At 39.7% G+C, this 21,441-nt stretch carries 14 protein-coding genes; 1 reads left to right on the top strand and 13 read right to left on the bottom strand.

Features of this window, described 5'->3' with window-relative positions:
- Positions 1–58: 58 nt before the first annotated feature.
- The 6 genes from T391_RS0101920 to aspS all read right to left on the bottom strand — a co-directional run bounded on the left by T391_RS0101920 (position 59) and on the right by aspS (position 8,153).
- Entirely contained in the window at positions 59–3,118 is a 3,060-nt protein-coding gene (locus T391_RS0101920; protein WP_027326923.1) for an efflux RND transporter permease subunit, read from the bottom strand.
- Positions 3,118–3,855, bottom strand: coding sequence for an efflux RND transporter periplasmic adaptor subunit (locus T391_RS0101915; RefSeq protein WP_156923050.1), 738 nt, complete (start codon positions 3,853–3,855; stop codon positions 3,118–3,120). Before T391_RS0101915 ends, T391_RS0101920 begins: the two co-directional genes overlap by 1 nt.
- Before the next feature lie 36 nt (positions 3,856–3,891).
- A complete protein-coding gene (locus tag T391_RS07630) occupies positions 3,892–5,196 on the bottom strand; it encodes a TolC family protein (protein ID WP_051420527.1) in 1,305 nt (434 codons plus the stop codon).
- Positions 5,197–5,303: 107 nt separating this feature from the next.
- Entirely contained in the window at positions 5,304–5,822 is a 519-nt protein-coding gene (ppa, locus tag T391_RS0101905; RefSeq protein WP_027326921.1) for an inorganic diphosphatase, read from the bottom strand.
- Positions 5,823–5,831: 9 nt separating this feature from the next.
- The gene (locus tag T391_RS0101900) at positions 5,832–6,404 is read right to left on the bottom strand and encodes an adenylate kinase (protein ID WP_027326920.1); all 573 of its coding nucleotides are present in this window, start codon (positions 6,402–6,404) and stop codon (positions 5,832–5,834) included.
- Positions 6,405–8,153, bottom strand: a complete 1,749-nt coding sequence (gene aspS / locus T391_RS0101895) for an aspartate--tRNA ligase (protein ID WP_027326919.1) — start codon at positions 8,151–8,153, stop codon at positions 6,405–6,407.
- A gap of 120 nt (positions 8,154–8,273) precedes the next feature.
- Between aspS and ligA the strand changes: the two genes are divergently transcribed.
- On the top strand, positions 8,274–10,220 hold the full coding sequence (ligA, locus tag T391_RS0101890) for an NAD-dependent DNA ligase LigA (RefSeq protein WP_027326918.1): 1,947 nt from the start codon (positions 8,274–8,276) through the stop codon (positions 10,218–10,220).
- A gap of 131 nt (positions 10,221–10,351) precedes the next feature.
- Here ligA and T391_RS07625 read toward each other — a convergent pair whose 3' ends face one another.
- The 7 genes from T391_RS07625 to T391_RS0101845 all read right to left on the bottom strand — a co-directional run bounded on the left by T391_RS07625 (position 10,352) and on the right by T391_RS0101845 (position 21,401).
- Entirely contained in the window at positions 10,352–10,966 is a 615-nt protein-coding gene (locus T391_RS07625) for a GNAT family N-acetyltransferase (protein ID WP_084340088.1), read from the bottom strand.
- Between the two features lie 266 nt (positions 10,967–11,232).
- Positions 11,233–14,157 carry a type I restriction endonuclease subunit R gene (locus tag T391_RS07620; RefSeq protein WP_034583422.1) on the bottom strand — a complete coding sequence of 975 codons (2,925 nt, stop codon included), beginning with the start codon at positions 14,155–14,157 and terminating at the stop codon, positions 11,233–11,235.
- A gap of 10 nt (positions 14,158–14,167) precedes the next feature.
- Positions 14,168–15,700, bottom strand: coding sequence for an ATP-binding protein (locus tag T391_RS0101865; protein WP_027326917.1), 1,533 nt, complete (start codon positions 15,698–15,700; stop codon positions 14,168–14,170).
- A 12-nt stretch (positions 15,701–15,712) separates the two neighbouring features.
- On the bottom strand, positions 15,713–16,993 hold the full coding sequence (locus tag T391_RS07615; protein ID WP_034583420.1) for a restriction endonuclease subunit S: 1,281 nt from the start codon (positions 16,991–16,993) through the stop codon (positions 15,713–15,715).
- On the bottom strand, positions 16,990–18,900 hold the full coding sequence (locus tag T391_RS0101855; RefSeq protein ID WP_027326916.1) for a type I restriction-modification system subunit M: 1,911 nt from the start codon (positions 18,898–18,900) through the stop codon (positions 16,990–16,992). The genes T391_RS07615 and T391_RS0101855 overlap by 4 nt, the downstream gene beginning before the upstream one ends.
- Positions 18,901–19,124: 224 nt before the next feature.
- Positions 19,125–20,633, bottom strand: a complete 1,509-nt coding sequence (locus tag T391_RS0101850; protein WP_027326915.1) for a Na+/H+ antiporter NhaC family protein — start codon at positions 20,631–20,633, stop codon at positions 19,125–19,127.
- Positions 20,634–20,705: 72 nt separating this feature from the next.
- Positions 20,706–21,401, bottom strand: a complete 696-nt coding sequence (locus tag T391_RS0101845; RefSeq protein WP_027326914.1) for a methylenetetrahydrofolate reductase — start codon at positions 21,399–21,401, stop codon at positions 20,706–20,708.
- Positions 21,402–21,441: the final 40 nt, after the last annotated feature.

The following is a 21,441-nucleotide window of genomic DNA, read 5'->3' as shown; positions in this document are numbered from 1 at the left end:
CGCATTATAAGGCAAAAGTCAAAAAGGTTTGAGAAAACCCTTTTGAGCTTTTTGATTTTTAGAGTATATCTTGTGATTTTGGCTTATAGAAACGCTGCATCCACGAATCAATCGGAGCCAAAATTTTGTAAAAAGTTGGGACGATCAGCAATGAGAGCACCATTGAAAACAATAGACCACCAATGACTACAATACCGATTGGGGCTTTTGCACCAGCTCCACTTCCTGTAGAGATTGCCAAAGGAAGCATTCCAAAAACCATTGCCAATGTCGTCATAAGGATTGGTCTCAATCTCTCTTCTCCAGCCTCGATGATAGCTTGATCAAGCCCCATACCTTTAGCCCGTTTCTCATTTGCAACATCAATAACCAAGGTTGCGTTTTTCCCAACAAGACCCATCAAAAGCATCAATCCCATCATCGAGAACATACTCAAGGGCTGATTAACAAGAGCAAGGGAATAAAAAGCACCAGCAAAACTCAAAGGAAGAGTGATCATAATGATAATAGGCTGAATGAGCGATTCATACAATGCTGCCAAAATCAAATAAATCAAAATAAAGGCAGCTGTGATCGCAAAACTAAATGCTTTGCTACTATCACTTGCATTTTTTGCTTCACCTTGAATCTTATAAGATAGATTCTCTCCTAGCCACTCTTTTTCTTTGGCTTGAGTTTCTTTAAGCATATGACCGATTGTTAAGCCACTTTTATTTTTTGGAGTTGCATAGACCGTCACACTTCTTAAGCGATCCAGACGGATAATGCTAGAAGGTGCCTTACTCTCAACAAGCTCAACTAAACCATCTAGGAAAATCAATTCTTTATCAGCATTGGCTACCTGTATCTTTTTGAGATCATCGATTGACACTCTCTGATGATCTGGCACCCTTACAGTGATATTGAATTCTGTTCCAGCATCTTTGAAATAGGCTACAGCAACTTCTCCAGAGAAAGCAGAACTGATCGCATTACCCAAATCTTTGGCACTGACATGATATTGATTGAGTTTGGCCCTATCGATCTTGATACTAAACTCTGGTTGATATTCAGTCCAATCTGAATGCACATCAAGCACTCTTGGATTATCTTCCCAGATCTTCATCAAGCGTTCTGCACTTTGCAAAACCTCTCCTTGATTTCTACCAATAATTGTGATTTGATAAGGTGAATTATCTCCTCCTCCAAAATCACTCACCTCACTTGCTGAAATTTTCATCCCTTTAGCATAAGAGCTTTCAGAAAGATTGGCTCTGACTTCTTCCATAATTTGGAATTGTGTTTGAGATCTTTCATCAATTGGCTTAAGCTTCACATAAATTTTTGCTTTATAGACTGCTTTATTGGAATAACCTATTTCAAGAGATGTATAGGCGACATTGGGATTTTTGTTTGCCATATCTTGCAAGACAGATGTTCTGACTTTCATTTCCTCAAGACTGATTCCAGGATCTGTCTGGATAAACACATTAAAGTGTCCTTTGTCTTCCTTGATAAAAAATTCCATCCCCAATTTTCCAGTAGCAAACAAGGCAATAGAGCCAGCAAAAATCAAGAAAATACACACAATCACACTGTATTTAAAACGCAAAACAAAATGGAGAATCGAGACATACACACTCTCCATTTTTCTGAAAAATGGCTCTGTTTTGAGATAAAACTTAGAATGCCCTGTTTTGATAAAGATAGAACTCATCATCGGAACAACAGTCACAACTACAAAATATGAAATCAAAATTGCTAGCGCAATCGTGATTCCAAAATTTTGAAAGAATCTTCCCACGATTCCACTCATATTACCAATTGGGATAAACACAGAAAGCAACATCGCAGAAATCGCAACAAGAGCAAAGGCAATTTCTCGAACCCCCTCAAACGCCGCCTCCATCTTGCCCATCCCATGCTCTAGCTTTCTATGGATATTTTCAATGACAACAATGGCATCATCTACAATGATTCCAATCGCCAATGTAACAGCTAGCAAGGTCATCATATTGAGTGTGTAACCCATAAACATCATCCCAGCCAAAGTTCCAAGCACAGAAACTGGAATCGTCAAGGCTGAAATAACTGTAATTTGCATATTTCGCAAAAATAAAAGAACGATAATGACAGCTAGAAATGAACCCAACACTAAGTCAAATTTCACACTAGCAATCGCACTTCTAACATAATCAGTGGAATCATTTACAATATCGATATTGTATTCAGATCCCATAGTTCGAAGTTCTGGAAGGGCTTTGGCTACAGCATTGGCAATACTGATATCATTTTCTCCAGCAACTTTGATCACATCAAAAATCACACCAGGTTTTCCATCAAAGGCTGCAAAAGTCGTATCCTCTGATAATCCATCTTGCACATCTGCAACATCACCCAATCTGACATTATCTGCCACACGAATATTTCTAATTTCTTCTAGTGTCGTTGCCTGACCATCTGTGAGGATTGTCCATTCTCTTTTGGAATTGACAATTTTTCCACCATCAACTTCCAAATTTTCAGTTCGCAATGTATTGGAAATCCCAGAGTAAGTCAGACCATATTTATTGACCAAGGTAGGATTTGGAAAGATTTTGATTTCACGCTCTTTATATCCCTTGAGATCAACCAATCCAACACCAGAAATCCTCTGGAGGGCGGGTTTAATCACATCATTTGAAAAACGCATCAAATCAATCGGAGACGCCTTATCACTACTCACAAAAAGCGTGATCACAGGATTACCACTTGTATCAGCCTTATCAATCGTTGGAGCTTCCACCCCACTATCAAGCTGAACAGTAGAGACCTTGTCACGCACATCATTGATAGCCTCATTGATGTCTTTTTCAAGCTCAAACTTAACGACAATCACGCTCATATTTCTAACACTTGTTGAAGTGACTTGCTCGATGCCATCAATGGTCATCACTGCTTCTTCAATTTTATCCGTCACTTTTGTCTCAATCGTTTCAGGTCCTGCTCCAACATACTTTGTCGTGATTTTGACGATAGGAAAATCAATATCAGGCCACAAAGTAACAGGCATTTTATTGAGTGCGAAAATCCCAAAAATGACAAGAGTTAGAGCAAACATCAATGTCGTAATTGGACGATTAATTGCAATTTTATACATTATTTGATCCTTATATATCCATCACCAAAAGTTCCTGGAGTCAAACCTTCAACGATGGCTTCAGCCTTAACTTTTCGCGTTTTTTCATCAGCAACTGGATAAATTTTATTAAGCTCTACAACATGTGGCTGATTCTCGATATTGAACTCAAACTCATCTCCAACCTTGACTTTAGAAACATATTTCACATCAAACTCTAAAACGATCTTTGTTTCTTTGCTAATAAGACGGAACAAAACCGTATTATTCGCACCCACACCATCTCCAAGTTGAACTTCTCTTGAAGCAATCACTCCATCAAACGGGGCTCTTAAGATCGTTTTATTAAGGAGTTCTTGCTGGTAATCCACATTGAATTTAGACTGCAAAAAACTACTCTCAAGATTTTTAAAATCAGAATAATACTTATCAAGTGTATTGCGATCGATGGCACTCTTTGTCCTCTTATAGCGCTCATACTGCTTTTTGGCAAAGATATACTGCTGCTCAATTGCTTTGCTTTGTGCTTCTTGAATCTTGACATTTGCTTCTCTATCCTTGTTGGCAAGAGAAAGCAAAACATCTCCCTTATGAACTTCACTTCCCACATCTACCAAAAGATTTGCGATGATTCCTGAGCTATCAAGACTAAGTTTTGCATCCTGAACTGCTTGGACATTAAAAATCGCATATACTTTTTCTACCTTTTCCACTTTTTCGGTTTTACCCGCATCAGAAGCCCATAAACAACACGATATAAGCAATACAAATAGTGTTCTCACATTCCTCTCCTTCTAGTTAATAAATTTTTTGAGATCTTGTCCGCTATAAAAAACAAGATTTGCTTTTTGCATTTCATAATTATTCAAACTCTCAATATAAGTCGCTTCAGCATTAAACTTCTGACTTAAGGCATTGAGATAATCTACATAATTGACAAGCTGGGCATCATATCTCTTACTCACATTTTCAAAAGTGATCAATGCCGAATTCAATCCAGCCTTGGCTGATTTGACCTTGATCCTAGCAATATCAAGAGATTTTTTGTAAAGTGCGATATCTTTTTTTTGCTCTTCTTTTTTGTAGGTCAATTCTTTAAGAGCTTGCATCTGACTTAGCCCTATTGCCTCACGCTGCTTGTACAAAGAAAATGAATCAAGTGTCCAGCTCAAAGAGACGCCAACGGTATTTTGAGTTTTGTGCTCAGGTTTTAAATACTCATCACCAAAGGTATCGCTGTAAGAAAAGGTATTATAGAGGCTAATTTTTGGAGCATAAGAAAGTTGCTTTTTCTGAAAGCCAATACTTTCTGCCTGCTCTCTAAGGGCTGTAATATCTGCTCTTTCTTTATCAACAAGATTATTTGGTATCTTGAGAGTATTGCGCTTGATAGATGACACACGACTATTGGTCAGCAAAGAAAGATTGAGGCGATTTTGCTCGACATCAAGCTCTTTTTGTGCGATTTGATAATCCGTCAGAGATGCCTCAGCCTTCAAGGATTCCAAATCATCAACAGTTGTAAGACCAGATTTATAAAGGCGTTTTAGTCTCTCGACATTACTTTGCAGAAGTTTCTTTTTCTGCCTAAGAGAGATGAGATTGGAATAATTGGTGAAATAAGCATAATATTGCTGAATAATTTGAAGATAGAGATTTTGCTCGGTGAAATCTCTATTTGCCACACTAGCACGATAGAGGGCATCCTTTTGCCTCACCTTATTTACAGTGCTAAATCCACTATAAATCTCCCAGTTCGCTGTCACACTTGCATTATGACTTCCCTGATAATTCCCCTCAATAGAAGGAGTAGTCTGATACTTATAGCCATAATTTGCCGAAACTGTGGGACCAAACTCCAAATAAGCAGACATTTTTTCTGCTTCACTCTTAGCAATCCCATCGGATTTGGCTATGAGTTGATAGTTTTTTTGAGCCCTTTCAAGGAGTTCTTCAAGACCAACCACTCCTTTGACCTCTTTGGGTAAAAGCTGATTGATTCCAAATTTTTGGCCGACTTTTTTTGCATTTCCAGTCTGGGCAACCAAGACAGATCCACTCACAGACAAGAGAAAAATAACAAGAGCTTTCGTTTTCATTCATTACCCCAATAAGCTAAGTTTAATAAATGGCGTATTCTAGACTTAGAAAATAAAATTTCTATAAATCCATTCCATCAAGAATTAAGAATACGGCAAAAAATTATTTATTTGTAATTTTCAATCGCTCTATGCAAAATCTGTTCCGCTTCTTTCTTGCCTTGATATTCTTTGACCTTTACCCATTTGTTTGGTTCAAGCATCTTATAGGTCTCAAAGAAATTTTTGATTCTATCAAGTGTGATTTGAGGCAAATCTTCCAAACTCTGAATCTTCTCATAGCGTGGATCGATCTTGCTTACAGGCACAGCCAAGAGTTTCTCATCCACTCCACTTTCATCTTCCATAAGCAAAACCCCAATCAAACGACAAGCAATCACACTCCCTGCTTGAAGTGGGTATTCATTGAGCACAAGCACATCCGCTGGATCTCCATCATCACTTAGTGTATTGGGTACAAATCCATAATTTGCAGGATAAAACATCGCACTATACATCACACGATCTACAACGACTGCTCCACTTTCTTTGTCGATTTCATATTTGATATTGCTGCCATAAGGGATCTCAATCACTGCATTGATTTTGTCTGGATTTTGTCCTACTTCAATTTTTTCTAAATTCATACTTTCTCCTTAGATTTTAGACTCGATGTGTGCTTGGATATCAGCTACGATCTCTTCAATCGTCCGCTCACCATTGATTGTTTGTAAAAGACCTAAATCGTCATAAAATTTTTGAATTTGACTCAAAGGTTCAAGATAGACCTTCATTCTGTTTTTAAAGACCTCTACATTATCATCATCTCCCCTTGCTCGCCCAAGCACTCTATCACATGCGACCTGTTCACTGACTTCAACCTCAATCACACTCACAATCTCCACATCATCACGAGTTTTGAGCACTTTATCCAAAGCCTCCATTTGCTCCACACTTCTTGGATATCCATCAATGATCACAATATCTCTGGGAGCCTGCTCAATCGCTCCTACAATAGTTTCGACAACGATTTCAAGTGGCACAAGATTGCCCTTGCTCACAAAGCCATTGATAAGTTTCCCTCTCTCGCTCCCACTTGCCACTTCAGCTCTTAGCAAATCTCCTGTAGAGTAATGCACAATTTCATCTGCATTTCTCTCTGCGATGATTTGCGCATCTGTTGTTTTTCCACTCCCTGGGGCTCCAATAATCAAAAATAGCTTTTTCATTTATTCTCCTTTTTTCTCTCTTAATCTAATATGCAATTCTCTCAATTGCTCCAAACTCACGCTACTTGGTGCATCTGTAAGCGGACAAGTGGCTTTTTGAGTCTTAGGAAATGCGATCACATCACGGATACTACTTGCCCCACTCAAAAGCATCATGATTCGATCAAATCCAAATGCAATCCCTCCATGAGGAGGCGCTCCAAAGCTCAATGCCTCAAGCAAGAATCCAAACTTATCCTGAGCTTCTTCCTTGCTAATACCCAATAGATCAAAAACCCTACTTTGAATCTCATCTTTGTGGATTCTGATACTTCCACCACCAAGCTCCACGCCATTAAGCACCATATCATAAGCCACAGATTCAATCTCTTCAACATCATCTTTATTGAGATCTTTTGGCATGGTGAAAGGATGGTGCAATGCTTTGACTCTACCTTCATCGCGCTCAAACATTGGAAAATCCACAACCCACAAAAATTTCAATACATGCTCATCAATCATCCCCATATCTTGTGCGATTTTTAGACGCAAACGCCCCATATAATCCCATACGATCTTTTTCTCTCCAGCACCAAAGAAGACGATATCCCCCACTTTGAGCTCTAATCTTTGAGCAAGTCTTTGATAGCTTTCTTCGCTCATAAATTTATACAATGGCCCCTTGATTTCATCTTCTTTGATTTGGATATAGGCTAGTCCCTTGGCTCCAAATTTACGCACAAACTCCTCAAGCTCGCCCAAAGTCTTACGAGAGAAGAAAGCATCTCCACCCTCAACTTTTAAGGCTTTAAATCGATTGAGTTTAGAATCTTTGGCAATAGAGGCAAACATTTCATTATTTGAATCCACAAAACAATCTGCCACTTCAACCAAAGGCATCTCAAACCTCAAATCAGGCTTATCACTTCCATACTCTTCCATCGCTTGTGCATAAGACATCCTCATAAAGGGAATTTGCACACTCTTCCCACATGCCTCAAACACTTCGCTAATAAGCTTTTCTCCCACCTCCATCACATCTTCTTGATCACAAAAACTCATCTCAATATCAATTTGAGTAAATTCTGGCTGACGATCAGCCCTCAAATCCTCATCTCTGAAGCATTTGGCAAGCTGGAAATAACGATCAAATCCCCCCATCATCAAAAGCTGTTTGAAAATCTGAGGACTTTGAGGAAGAGCAAAAAACTCTCCCTCATGCACTCGACTTGGCACCAAATAATCTCGTGCTCCCTCTGGAGTAGCCTTGGTGAGAATAGGTGTCTCAACCTCCAAAAATCCCATTTTTTGTAAGCAATTTCTGATGGCCAAAGAAGCTCTGCTACGCATCTCAAAAATTTTATAAGCTCTAGGGGATCGCAAATCTAAGTAGCGATATTTCAATCTCAACTCTTCATTGACACTCTCATCACCGATCCCAATTGGAGGGGTAGCACTTTTGTTTTCGATCACTAGCTCATCTAGGACAACCTCGATCTTCCCTGTGGCAAGCTTTGGATTCTCAAGCCCCTCCCCTCTTGCTCGGATTTTTCCCTTCACTCTCAACACATACTCATCTCTCACGCTTGAGGCAAGGGCGTGAGCTTCCGAGCTTGGATCACAGACAAGCTGGATCAATCCACTTTTATCTCTTAGATCGATAAACACCACTCCACCATGATCACGATAAGTATTGCACCACCCACATAGACGCACCTCTTGCCCAATGTGAGCTTCATTCAACTCTGCACACAAATGACTTCTTAACATTGCTACTCCGATTTAATTGCTTAAAATATAGTAAAACTTGCAATTATAGCACCTATCCCTCCTTAGAATTTAGGTGTTAAAATTTCATATCAGACCAAACAGAACTTCAAGGAATCGATGATGGAACCATTTGACTATAAGACACTCATCCAACAACTCAAACAAATGGCTTATGCCTACTATGTCCTAGATGATCCTATCGCTACAGATGAAGAATACGATACCCTCTACCACCAAATCAAATCTTTTGAAGAGCAAAATCCTCATCTCATCGATCCATCTTCACCCACCCAACGCGTCGGAGATGTCCCACTTGAATCTTTTGAAAAAAACTCACATTTACAAAGAATGTGGAGCTTGGATGATGTGTTTAATCCTCAAGAGCTCAAAGAATGGATGGATAGAATCCTAAGAAACTATCCTCAAGCCTCATTTGTCTGCTCACCTAAGTTTGATGGAGCTTCACTCAACCTCTGCTACGAACATGGCACCCTCATCTCAGCCACTACAAGAGGAGATGGACAGATCGGAGAGCTTGTCACACAAAATGCACGCACTATCCACTCCATCCCACTCTCTATCCCAATGCAAGAAAAGATCGAAATCCGTGGAGAGGTAATCATCAGCAAAAAACATTTTGAATCCCTCAATGCTCAAAGAGCTCAAAATGGAGAAAGTCTCTTTGCCAATCCTCGCAATGCCGCTGCAGGCAGTCTAAGACAACTAGATAGCAAGATCGTTGCCAAACGCAAGCTCAATTTCATCCCATGGGGCTTTGGATACAACACTTCAAGCCATACAAGTTTTTTTGCCCTTGTGAATGAGATCTTTGGTTATGGGTTTTTTAAGCCCCCATTTATCAAGCACTGCAAAAGCATAGAAGAGATCCAAGAATGCTATCAAGAGATTCTTAAAAATCGTGATAGCTATCCTGTGATGCTTGATGGGATGGTGATCGTTGTGGATGAGATTCCTATCCAAAACTCTCTTGGCTTTACCATCAAATCCCCTCGCTTTGCCTGTGCTTACAAATTCCCCGCCATTGAAAAAAGCTCCACCATCCACTCCATCACACTCCAAGTGGGACGCACAGGAGTGATCACACCTGTGGCAGAGCTTGAGCCTGTGGAGATCGAGGGAGCGATGATCTCGCGTGCGACTTTGCATAATTTCTCAGAAATCGCCAAAAAAGACATCAGAATCGGCGATAAAGTCATCATCATCAGAAGTGGAGATGTGATCCCTAAAATCATCAAACCTCTCACAGCCCTAAGAGATGGGAGCCAAACCCCCATCACTCCCCCAACCCACTGTCCTATTTGTGAAAACGAACTTCTCATCGAAGAGAAATTCATCAAATGCCAAAACCTCTCCTGTCCTGCAAGGATCCAAGAATCCCTAGCTCATTTTGTCTCCAAAAAAGCGCTCAATATCGATGGATTGGGAGAAAAAATCATCCAACAACTCTATCAAGAGGGGCTAGTGCAAAATCTAGAAGACATCTACTCACTCCAAAAAGAAGATTTACTCAAGCTTGAGGGCTGGAAGGAGAAAAAAGCCCAAAATGCACTTGATGGGATCCAAGCGACCAAAGGCGTGGAGCTATGGAGATTCATCAATGCTTTGGGGATCGAGCATATCGGGGAGGGAGCAAGCAAAAAGCTTCAAAATGCTTTTGGGCTTGAGATTTTTGTCAAAAACAAAGAAGATTTTCTCACCCTTGATGGCTTTGGAGAAGAGATGGCAGAATCACTTAGTGAGTTTAGTGCGGTCAATGCTGAAAGGATCAAACGCTTACTCACCATCATCCAACCCACTTGCAAAACCCAATCCATCGATAACTCCCACTGGCTCTATGGCAAAAGTGTGGTGCTCACAGGGACAATGAGCCAAGATCGAGAGAGTATCAAAGCACATCTAGAATCTCTAGGAGCCAAGGTGAGCTCAAGTGTGAGCAAAAAGACAGATTATGTCATCTATGGAGAAAATGCAGGAAGCAAACTAGAGAAAGCTAGAGAGCTTGGGGTGGAGTGCTTGAGTGAGGGGGAGTGGGAAAGATCAAAATGATTTGATTTCCTAGATCCCTCTTAAGCTTCGGCTTTTTGCTCAATGAGTGAGAAGCTTGTCACAATGCTTTCAACTGGTAAACTCTCTACCTCCTCACAATGGAAGCAGATCATTGAGTATGCCTTTAAAAACTAAAATACAAATCCTTTGATGGGTGCAATCATCGTGATTGTTTCCTCACTCTCTATATTTTGGAGCTCTGCAAATCCAAATTTTTTATAAAAATCAAGAACTCTTTTATCTTTGATCGCATCAACCAAAATATATCGCCCTCCCACATTGTCTTGAGATTCACAAATCAAATCAATTGCAGTGACAAGAAGCTGTTTTCCAAACTTCTGTCCTTGATATTTTTTTGCCACACCAAGCTGACCGATAAGATAAAAATTGAGAATATTGGTGTCTGCATTATTAGCATACCCACCACTTAATTTTTTCAATAATTCTGTACTCAAACAAAGTTTTTCTGTCAAAAGCCCTTTGATTTTAAGTGTGAAAAAACCTACGATTTCCTGATTGTCTTCATCAAGATATAAAAAGGTTTTTGAGATATTGCGTTTGTCAAACTCCTCAGCCTGTTGTGTAAGGAAATAGACTATGTCCCAAACCTGATTTTCAAATCTTCCAACGATCTCTTGATAATTTGTATAGCTCTGCTTAAAACTATAAAATGAATATATTATGTAGCGACTAGCGTTTGATTTGAGGTTTATTTCTTCTTGCTTCTTCAAAGTGTTTCTTTGCATTTTTTCTTTCTTTTTCACTAGTCGCAAGTGCCCTTCTTAACGCCTCTTCTGTAAAAGCTTTGGGATTAAGTGATTGTATGATTGCTTTTGTCATTTGCTCCTCCAAACTTGAAGACATTCTAGCAAAAACCTTGCCGGTCCATTTTTTCTTTTTGTCCAAATACTTCATTTTCTAGCCAAAATAAATAAACCAACAAAGAATACAAAAACTATTGAAATTCATCTCTTAGGTTTGCACAAAAAAGTTAGGGGATTATTGATCTCACTCATCTCCCCACTCCTATACCAATCTTACTGCACCACTCTTCAAACATAGCTTGTGTGAAGCGATGTTTGAAGCTCTCATCACTGCTGTATTTCTCAAATAGTGCAAGATGTGTATCCACAATCAATGCCATATTCTTAACCAAAGCTTCCTCAAACTCGATTCGTGTGTTTTGCTCATCAGAGTTTCGTGCGATTATGATGAGCTGCTCATCGTGATCCATTCTCTCTTGCACCTGAGCGATTCCACCTCGAATATTGTCCTCATCCCTCCATTCTTCTAAGCCATAGTGTTCATTAAACTCTCGGATGATTTCCATTATCCCCTCAAGCTCTGGCTCAGGCACCCTGCTTGTTCCATCAGCTTGTGAGGGTTTGAGTTCCCCTGCCCCCTCTAGTGTGATATCCAAAGTCTTATCCAACTGCACACGATAACTCTCAAAATCCACATTATCCAATATCCCTCTTGTCAAATCCTCAGCTTTTGGTGGCATAAGTTTGGCAATGAGTTTTTTGAGCAAAATATAGGTTTTTTCAAGCTCAATATCTTCAAATGGCAAGATTTGGGCTAGGAAAGAGTAGTCTTTGAGATAAGTCTTGGATTTGTTATAAAACTCAAGCTTAATATCATCATTTTCCAAAGCCTCATATCGTACCACCATCACATCAAGCTTGGCGTGAATGATATTTTCCCTCTCTCTTCTTAGAATCTTCTCTGCAAAGTCATCTATCTCATCTTGAGTATAAACCCCATATTCAGCTAGATTGCTTTTGAGCTCAAAGATCTTTTCAAAATCTGTGCTCTCTCCTAAGAAAGTTTGCTCATAAAAAGTGCTAAAAGACTCTCCAATCTCTTCATGAGTATTTGCAAAGTCAAGCACACAAGTATCTTCTTTGTTTGGGCAGGTGCGATTGAGCCTTGAGAGGGTTTGCACTGCACTCACACCATTTAGCTTCTTATCCACATACATCGTATGAAGCAAAGGCTGGTCAAACCCTGTTTGATACTTCTCAGCCACGATAAGGAAGCGATATTCATCTTTGCAAAACTCATCCTTTAGCCTTGCTTCACTCACTCCATTTAGCCCACTCTCGCTATAACTCTCCCCATCTAGCTCCACCTCTCCTGAAAATGCCACCAAAGCACGATAAGAGGGAAACTTGTTTTTGAGATATTCTCTAAAAGCAAAGAAATATTTCACGGCATTTTCTCTTGAGCTTGTCACCACCATTGCCTTGGCTTTGCCACCGATTTTTTTGTGAATCTTTGTATAAAAGTGATCAATCATAATTTCTGCTTTTTTGGCAATGGCATTTTCATTGCCCTCGACATAACGCTTAATCTTGATATTTGCCTTTTTCTTATCAAACATCGGATTCTCTTGGGTGCTTGAAGCAATCTTGTAATAGCTCTTGTAGGTAGTATAGCCCCTTAGCACATCGTGGATAAAGCCCTCTTCTATGGCTTGTTTCATTGAGTAGAGATGAAAGGGGATAAACTTCTGCACACCCTCCACTTCACAAGATAAACCAAACATCTCCAAAGTCTTAGGTTTGGGCGTAGCAGTAAATGCAAAATACGAGGCGTTGGGCTGGAGTTTTTTGTTTTTGATGATTTCAAGAAGCTCATCTTCTGTGCCTTCTTGTTTGTCTCTGATGACTTCGCCAAGCTTTTGTGCTGAAATACCACTTTGGCTAGAGTGAGCCTCATCAATGATGATTGCAAACCTTTTGCCTTTCACTTGTGTAACCTCATCAAGGATGTAGGGGAATTTTTGAATTGTAGTAATGATGATTTTTTTACCCTCTTCTAAAGCATCTTTGAGATGACGGCTTCCACTTGTAATCGCCTCTACAACGCCTTTTGTATGAGAGAAACTTTTGATATTGTCTTGGCTTTGGCGATCAAGTGCTGTTCTATCATTGACAACAATCGCGCTATCAAACACAAGCTCAAATTTCCCATTCTCATTTTTGCGATGAAGCCCTACGAGCAAATGAGCAAGCCAAGCAATGGAGTTGCTTTTGCCACTTCCTGCACTATGCTGGATAAGATAGCGCCCACCTACACCCCTCTCTTTGACATCTTCAAGAAGTTTTTCTACCACATCAAATTGATGATATCTTGGGAATATCATTCCTTTGTCACTATTTTGCACAAACTCCAAAACTAAGGCAATCAAAGTATCTCTTGAGAAAATCCTCTCCCATAAATAAGCTGTTTTTAGCCCATCGCTTGGGGGATTTCCTGCTCCACTTTCGCACCCTATGGCTCCACTTCCATTGTTTTGTCCACGATTAAAAGGAAGAAATCTTGTTTTCTCTCCTTGTAGCTTTGTAGTCATATAAACCAAATCGCTATCAAGTGCAAAATGCACGATACAACGATCAAACAATGCCTCTGTAGGGTTTCTATCTTTTTTATACTGCTCTATGGCGTGATAGACATTTTGTCCTGTAAATGGGTTTTTGAGCTCCATTGTGATGAGGGGGATTCCATTGAGGAAAAGCACCATATCCAAAGAGTTGTTATTCCTTAAGCTGTAATGAAGCTGACGGATGAGTGAGAGGGTATTGCAAGAGTAGTTTTCCAAGCTCTCAGGGTTGGAATCTGTGGGGGGCTTGGAATAAGCAAGAGTGAATTTCACTCCATTGATTTCGATTTTGGATTTTAGAGATTTGAGGATTCCGTGTTTGGTGATGTAGGAAGAAATCCCTTTGAGTAGCTCTGACTTGCAATCCCCTCTCATTCTCTTGGATAGCTCTTCAAAGGCTTTGGCTTGAGTAGTGAGAATAAACTCATAGAGAATCTCGCTATCAAAGCAAAGGGATTTGTCATAGTCGCTACTCTCTCGCTTGACATAGGAGTGAGAGAGCAAATATTCCTCAATAAAGGATTCTAGATCTTTTTCTTTGTAGTGGGTCATTTTATACTCCTTAGGGATTAGCAATTATGAAAGCTCTCATATCTTGGATAGATTGTTGTAATTCTTGAGGTGTGAATTTAATATTATGCGTATTTTCTGGGTGATGAATTTGGTGTCTTATATATTCTGTTGTTGTGATAGTTTCTGCTTTTGTCCCACCATTTTTTTGGGCTTTTATATAGTTTCTTTTAAGCTTACCTTGAATATAGTTAGACAGATTCCCCCTAGACTCAATATAGCCATATAGCTCATTGTGATATTCCTCATCAGCTTCACCAAATGCCAAATAATTTACCTCATTAAGCGAGGGAATAGGAAGTGCAGATTCCTCAATCCCCACGATTTCTTTTTTGCTACCCCCATTCTTCACAACACGCAAATTGTCAAATTTTAAAAGCTTGACAATGCTAGGACTATGAGTTGTTAGAATGATTTGTATCCCTGCTTGGTTTGCAAGTTCTTTAAATGCCTCAATCAGCTTTCTTTGGTGTTCTTGGTGCTGTGAAGTTTCAGGTTCTTCAATTGCATAGATTATGCTTGACTTTTTTTGTTCTTTCTTAATCCTCTCTGCTTCTGCTCTAAAAAAATTTAGAAGTATCAATCGTCTAACCCCACTTCCCCTTTTGTTGATAGGAATATCTTCATCTCCTGAAATTGATACATTTTTGAATACATCTTGCCATTTTAATTCCTCAACTTTTGGAAGTTTTGGCTTCAAGGTTGTAGCAATTTCAGGATTCATATCTTTTAGTTTTTCAAGTGTGAGCGTTGTTATTTCATCTAGTTTTTTAATTACCTCACTAGCAATTTTTGTGAGCTGATCGGAGATTTTATCACTTTTGAAGATTTGAGAAACTGCACTTTTTAGAGGGTTTTGCACTTCATCATCTTTATCGCTATTGCTTCTATCACTCTGAAAAAGAGCATAGCAAGGCAATTCTTTTTCAATTTGCTCCCAAATGCTTTTTGCATCTTCTTTGCTAACATCTATTTCTATCTCTTGGAGTTGCAAATCTTGTGAATAATGATTCCAAATTGCTTTTCTTATCTCTGCACTTTTTGCTAGATTGCTACACTCAATCCCATTCTCTTTGGCAATTTTTCGTAAATCTGTAATTTTAAGGGAATGCAAATCTCCACACTTTTCATTTGTAGGATAGTTTGCTCTAATAAAAACATTTGTTTTAGATTTTGAAGATTGAGATGGATACCTCTTGACTATCTCAAACTTCCCCTCTTTGTTGAGTAGATATTCTTCTTTAAGGCTTGTAGGGTTTGAGGTATCTAGAATCAAATCTTGGGGACAATCTTCAAAAGCCACGGCGATTTGTATCTCTCTATCCCCACTAAGCTCACATTCTTTATTCACATCATTTGGATCAATTTTAATTATCCCTCCCTCAAAAAATATATCCAAAGCTTCCAAAATCGTGGATTTTCCTATGTCATTTTTCCCCACAAAAGCTGTCAAATTATTAAAATCGATAATAGTTTCATCTTTATAGCTTCTAAAATTTTTTATTTTTACTTGACTAATTTTCATTGCACTTCCTTTCTAATCTACCCCAATTCTTCCACATACGGCTTCGGAGATGAGGGTGGTTTTGTATTCTTTGATGAGATTGATTTGTGATTTGATTTTAGAGATTGCCAAATCTATTTTTTCTATCTGCGTATCTAGGTATTCTGCGATTGCTTTTTGTTCCTCTAGGGGTGGGAAAGGAATTTTAAATTCTCCCACATCTCTCGTTGAAATATTTGGCTGTGCCGATCCATTGCACAATAAAGTGACAAAATTCATGAAATCTTGTGTTAATAAACAAAATTTTAAAAAGTTGTTTGTTTTTCCCCTAATTATTGCAACTCTCTGATTTATATAGGCTATGCATTCATTGTGGTAAAAGCCAATCTTGCCGACAGTGGCACCACTTAATGCAATCAAAATATCTCCATTCTTGACTAAAAAATGTTTTAAAGCTGTTTGCTCTTTTGTTCTCAAGCAAGTATCAAGATAAATAGAATTATTCTGTATATCACCTATTCTTACAACAGGGACACTAGACAGAAAGTCCAAATCAGTGCTATCAAATGCATACCCATTTGTTATGGTTGCAATCCTACAGACTCTTATTGTCTCCCAATGTGTGGGGATTTGTCCTAGCCACTCTACCCCACTATCTTTTAGTAGCGTAGAGGAATCAAGTCCTTGGGTTACGCACTGATTGATAAGGGTTTGCTTTTTCTCTTCCAAAAGGGCGATGAGCTTTTGCTTTTTGTCTATAAATTCCTCTATTTGGCGAGTCTTTTTGTCTAGGAAATCTGCGATTTTCTTTTGCTCTTCAAGAGTCGGGAATACAATCTCAATATTAAGTAGTTCATCGCTATTTAGCGTTGATCGGACTCCTGTTCCCAAAAAATTAAAAATGTGCTTCAAATACAAATCAAAATACTGATAGTAAAAATATTTTGAAAACACGCCCTGCTTTGGAATCAACCTAATATAAGCTGAACTCATGATGCCTTTTTTATACACATAGCCGACACGACTTGTTTTGAAATTATCCAAATCTATGAGCTTGAAAACCAAATCATCTTTCTCAAAAATTTGATATGCTCTAAAGTCTGCTGGATTCAATCCGTCGTTTTTCTCAATATCTCTTTCTACTACTCCCCCCATAGTCAAAGCCAATCTTTCTTGGCATTGCAATTCAGAATTTAACACTTTCTTGTTAGCAAATAAGAAAGCTCCTCTCACCACGCTCCAATGCTCTGGAATCTTCCCCACCCAAGGGATTCCACTCTCTTTGTAAGCGATAGGGTTTGATATGGCACTCATCGCAAAATCTCGCTAAGCAGGCTTTGCACTTCTGCTTCCAAGCCCTCTAGCTCGTGGCTGATTTCTTCCATACTTCGTAGGGGTGTGTAGGTGTAGAAATATTTGTTAAAAAGGATTTCATAGCCCACACTTGCACTCTCATAATCTATCCAAGAGTTTGGCACATAGGGTTTGACTTCGCTTTCATAGTAGTCTTGGATGGGGGTTTTGAGGGGGATTTTCTCGGTGTTGGCTGTTTTGTCGCTGTCGATGAGGAGATTAGCTTCACTTTTGCTAAGTTTCACTCCAAGATAGGAGAGGAAATGTGCTCTATCTTTGAAATCTTGGGGGTGAGATTCTAAGTGTGTGAGCTTCTCTAGGATTCCTTCTTTTTGGGCTAGGGAGTTAAACTTCTCATCTTCCAAGAGCTCTTTTACCTGTCTAGGTCGCTCGATAGTGACTTTGGTATAGCCAAAGTCTTCATTATCTAGCACTAGGGCATCTCCCTCGTGGGTGTAGTCTAAGAATAGCTTTGTGATTGCTTCGATGTGGGAGGTGTGCATCTGGTGCTGTTTGTCGCCTAGAGATTTTTTCATCTTGGTGTAGTATTTCTCGCTTGTGGCGTTGATGAGCTGGACTTTGCCTTTTTTCTCTTCTTTTTTTCTGTTGGTGATGATCCAAATAAATGTCGGAATCCCTGTGTTGTAAAACATATTTGTAGGCAAAGCGATGATAGCTTCTAGGTAGTCGCTCTCTATGATGTGTTTGCGGATAGCCACTTGTCCGCTGTCTGAGTTGAAGAGGGAGCTTCCATTATGCACTGAGGCGATACGGGAGCCTTGAGGGGATTGCTTCATTTTAGAAATCATATTGAGGAGAAACATCATTTGTCCATCACTCTTGCTTGTGATTCCTACTTGAAATCTTGCATCAGAACAAGAGGTTTTGCTTCCCTTTTTCTTCACGCCTAGGGCTTTTTGGTCTTTTTCCCAAGATTTGCCATAAGGGGGATTTGTAAGCATAAAGTCAAATTGCAAATGCCCTAGCTTGTCTTCACTAAGAGTTGAGCCGTATTTGATATTGTCAGGGTCTTCGCCTTTGATAAGCATATCAGCTTTGCAGATTGCATAAGTTTCGGGGTTGATTTCTTGTCCGTAGAGTCGGATTGTGGCATTTGAGCGGATGAGCCCCTCAGGGTCGTTGATGAAGTCTTTGGATTCTGTAAGCATCCCTCCACTTCCACAAGCATTGTCATAGATGAGGAATGAGCCTTTTTTAATTTGCTCTTTGACGGGGAGAAAGGTGAGATGAGTCATCAGCTCAATGATTTCTCTAGGGGTGAAATGCTCTCCTGCTTCTTCGTTGTTTTCTTCGTTGAATTTTCTTATCAGCTCTTCAAAGACATAGCCCATCCCAAGATTACTTAGTCCTTGATGAAGGATATTGCCTTGGGAGTCAAGAATGGGGTTTATGGAAAGGTTGATTTTGGGAGAGCAAAAACGCTCAATGACTTCAAAGAGGATTCCTGCCTCCTCAAGAGTGTCAAGCTGGTTTTTGAACTTAAACTTTGCGATGATGTCTTGGATATTGGGGCTGAAGCCATCAAGGTAGTTTTCTAGGTTGGCTCGGATATTTTTTGGGTCATCACGAAGAGTTTGGAGTGTGAATTTGGAGTAGTTATAGAAGCTCATCCCACTGCCCTGCTCTCCTGTGAGAAAGGTATCAAGAAATCCCACAATCCCCTTGCGAGCCTCATAAGTTGCTAGGACTCTTTCTTTGGTAGGTTCAAGCACCGCATCAAGTCGCCTAATCACAGTCATAGGGAGGATGACATCGCGATATTTGCCTTTGACATAGACATCACGCAAGAGATCATCTGCCACGCCCCAAATGAAATTGATAATAGGCTGGAATTGTGCGGTATCCATAAAAGCTCCAAAGTTAAAAAATCAAAATGAGAATTTTATAAGATTTCATATCTTTTGAAAAAAGATAATTTTAACTTCACTTCTTTATATAGAGAAAATTTGATTCCAAAGCGACTAAGAGCTTTATGATTAGGAGGTTTGGGATATATCGACTTTCTGACACAGTCGCAGCACAAATAAACACCACCCTCTTGTGCGCCAGATAACAGGCTCAAAATAATAGCCTAGGAATCAATCCTAATATTGGCAACCCTCCCTCTCTTCTTCACCACCCAAAGGCACAATAGCAAGATCATCACAGCCACACCAAAGCTTAGAGCCAAACTCTCGCTCTCTGCATATACAAACAATCCTACAAAAGAACACAGCGCGCAAATTCCTGCAAAAAACATCTGTGTGATGAAATGATTATGCAAAGAGCATTTCACACTTGCTGAAGAGAGGATCGTCGTATCTGATATGGGCGAAGTGTGATCTCCATAGAGTGATCCTCCAAGCACACTAGCCACGGCTAGAGCTACATTGCCTCCACTATATAGAGCAAGCTCGATTCCGATCGGCAGCATAATCGCAAAGCATCCCCAACTTGTCCCAGTGCTAAATGAAATCAGCATCGAGATTCCAAAAAGCAGCATCGGTAAAAGCAGAGGCGAATCAAAAAATGAGGAATGTGCAAAAAGCTCAGAGAGTAAAATGCCAAGCTTTAGATCATCTTTGAGTATCGGTGCCAATGCCCATGCAAGGATCAAAACACCTATAGCTGAACTCATCGTCATCCCCCCCTTCCAAACCACACTTTTCATCCAGTCACGATCCAATCTTTTATACGCCAAGATCACAGAGATCACAACACCTATCATTCCTCCCCAAAACAAAGAGCGATTGATATCGCTATGAGCAAAAATCTGCATCAAATCTAGCTGCTGAGCCTTTTGATATCCATCAAAAAATACAAACAAAAACACACTTACAAATAAGACCAAAAATGGCACAAAGATAAAAAACATCGATTTTTGGTGAGTTTGCTTGGGCAAGGGATCTTCTTTGGGCTCTGCGATCATTAGGCGCTGAGTGGGTGCATCAACCTGCCATACAATCGTCATCCCCACACAGATCAAAGTAAGCCATGCATAAAAATTAAATCCTATGCTCTCAAACAGCACCAAAGAAGCGTTTTGATGTGCCCCTAGATTGCTTTGCAAAATCCCAAGAATATATGCTCCCCAGCTTGAAAATGGCACAAGCACACAAACAGGAGAGGAAGTCGAATCCACAATATAAGCTAGCCTCTCCTTGCTTAGGCGATAGATCTCTCCCACAGATCGTGCGATCTGCCCCAAAATCACAGCATTGAAACAGCCATCGATAAAAATAATAATCCCAAAGACAAACAAAGCAAACTCTGAACTTTTGGGTGTTTTGAGCTTAGAGCGGATCCATCCTCCCATCGCTCCAATCCCTCCAGAATGCAAGAAAAACTCTCCCAAGATTCCCAAACACAACAAAAACCCAATAATATAAAGCTTGCCCCATGCAAACCCACTAGATCCCCAAAAAATTGAGCGAAACTTTTCCAAAAAATACATCGGGATCTCTAAAGGTGTCCCAAAATTGACCACAATCCCCCCACACAACAAACCTAAGATCAAAGAGATAAAAACATTGCGCGTGATCAAGATCCCCAAAATCGTAGAAAACGGAACCAAAAGCCCCCAAAGCAGAGAAGAATCCAATCATTTTCCTTCATATTCATTTCCATGAAATATACTATATTAACCTGCTATTTTTAGTTATTTTGTCACCTTTTATTTGACATTTGCAAATAACTCTTTGAGATAGGGCATCTGTTTGGAGAGCTGAAGTGGTGTCAGATAGAGATATACATACTGCTCTAGCAATGCTTGCAAGAGCTCTACATTGGCCTCCATAAGATTGGAGCTGTGTTGGTATTCTAAAGGGATAGAAAAGCCTAGGATTTCTTTGTTGGCATCGATCTTGCCAAAAGTCTCATGAGCAAAAATTGGCATAAAATTAGCAAAAATAGGGATAGATTCTCTCAATGCATAGCTTGGAGTAAAAATAGGCTGAGAAATAGCATGCGTGGCTCCTTTGCTGATCTTTGCCTCTAAATTAGTCAGTGTTGTGATTTTGAATCTCAAGTCAAATGAACTTGCTAGCTCCAAAATTCTCATCGCATCCACTCCCCTGATATAGCCATCCCCACTCACACACGCAATCCCCAAAAGATTGGCATAGCAAACTCCCTTCAATCTTGAGAGAATCTCTCCCTCATCTCTCTCTCCACCCCTAATCGTAGCAACTACACCCACTCCAAGAGCATCTTGGATCATCTTAGCACTCACAAGCGGATCGACACTTGGCTTGCCCAAAGGATTGCTAGGGATCAAGATGAAATCAACCTTGATGCACTCAACCAACTGCTCCAATATTTTGATATCTGCCCCAAAATCCCCACTTGGGACAAACTCAACGCCCCTCACTTTTCTCTCCTTGTTATAATGGAATCTTATTTTATACAAG

The sequence above is a fragment of the Helicobacter pametensis ATCC 51478 genome (genome assembly GCF_000518225.1).
In the GTDB taxonomy this organism is placed as follows: Bacteria; Campylobacterota; Campylobacteria; order Campylobacterales; family Helicobacteraceae; genus Helicobacter_G; species Helicobacter_G pametensis.
The sequence above is the reverse complement of the archived record's forward strand: the minus strand, read 5'-3'. Positions and strand labels throughout refer to the sequence as shown.

Coding starts and splice junctions, on each gene's coding strand:
- T391_RS0101920 (WP_027326923.1), bottom strand. CDS start 3,118: ATGTATAAAATTGCAATTAATCGTCCAATTACGACATTGATGTTTGCT.
- T391_RS07625 (WP_084340088.1), bottom strand. CDS start 10,966: ATGCAAAGAAACACTTTGAAGAAGCAAGAAGAAATAAACCTCAAATCA.
- ligA (WP_027326918.1), top strand. CDS start 8,274: ATGGAACCATTTGACTATAAGACACTCATCCAACAACTCAAACAAATG.
- aspS (WP_027326919.1), bottom strand. CDS start 8,153: ATGTTAAGAAGTCATTTGTGTGCAGAGTTGAATGAAGCTCACATTGGG.
- T391_RS07620 (WP_034583422.1), bottom strand. CDS start 14,157: ATGACCCACTACAAAGAAAAAGATCTAGAATCCTTTATTGAGGAATAT.
- T391_RS0101855 (WP_027326916.1), bottom strand. CDS start 18,900: ATGGATACCGCACAATTCCAGCCTATTATCAATTTCATTTGGGGCGTG.
- T391_RS0101900 (WP_027326920.1), bottom strand. CDS start 6,404: ATGAAAAAGCTATTTTTGATTATTGGAGCCCCAGGGAGTGGAAAAACA.
- T391_RS07615 (WP_034583420.1), bottom strand. CDS start 16,993: ATGAGTGCCATATCAAACCCTATCGCTTACAAAGAGAGTGGAATCCCT.
- T391_RS07630 (WP_051420527.1), bottom strand. CDS start 5,196: ATGAAAACGAAAGCTCTTGTTATTTTTCTCTTGTCTGTGAGTGGATCT.
- T391_RS0101865 (WP_027326917.1), bottom strand. CDS start 15,700: ATGAAAATTAGTCAAGTAAAAATAAAAAATTTTAGAAGCTATAAAGAT.
- ppa (WP_027326921.1), bottom strand. CDS start 5,822: ATGAATTTAGAAAAAATTGAAGTAGGACAAAATCCAGACAAAATCAAT.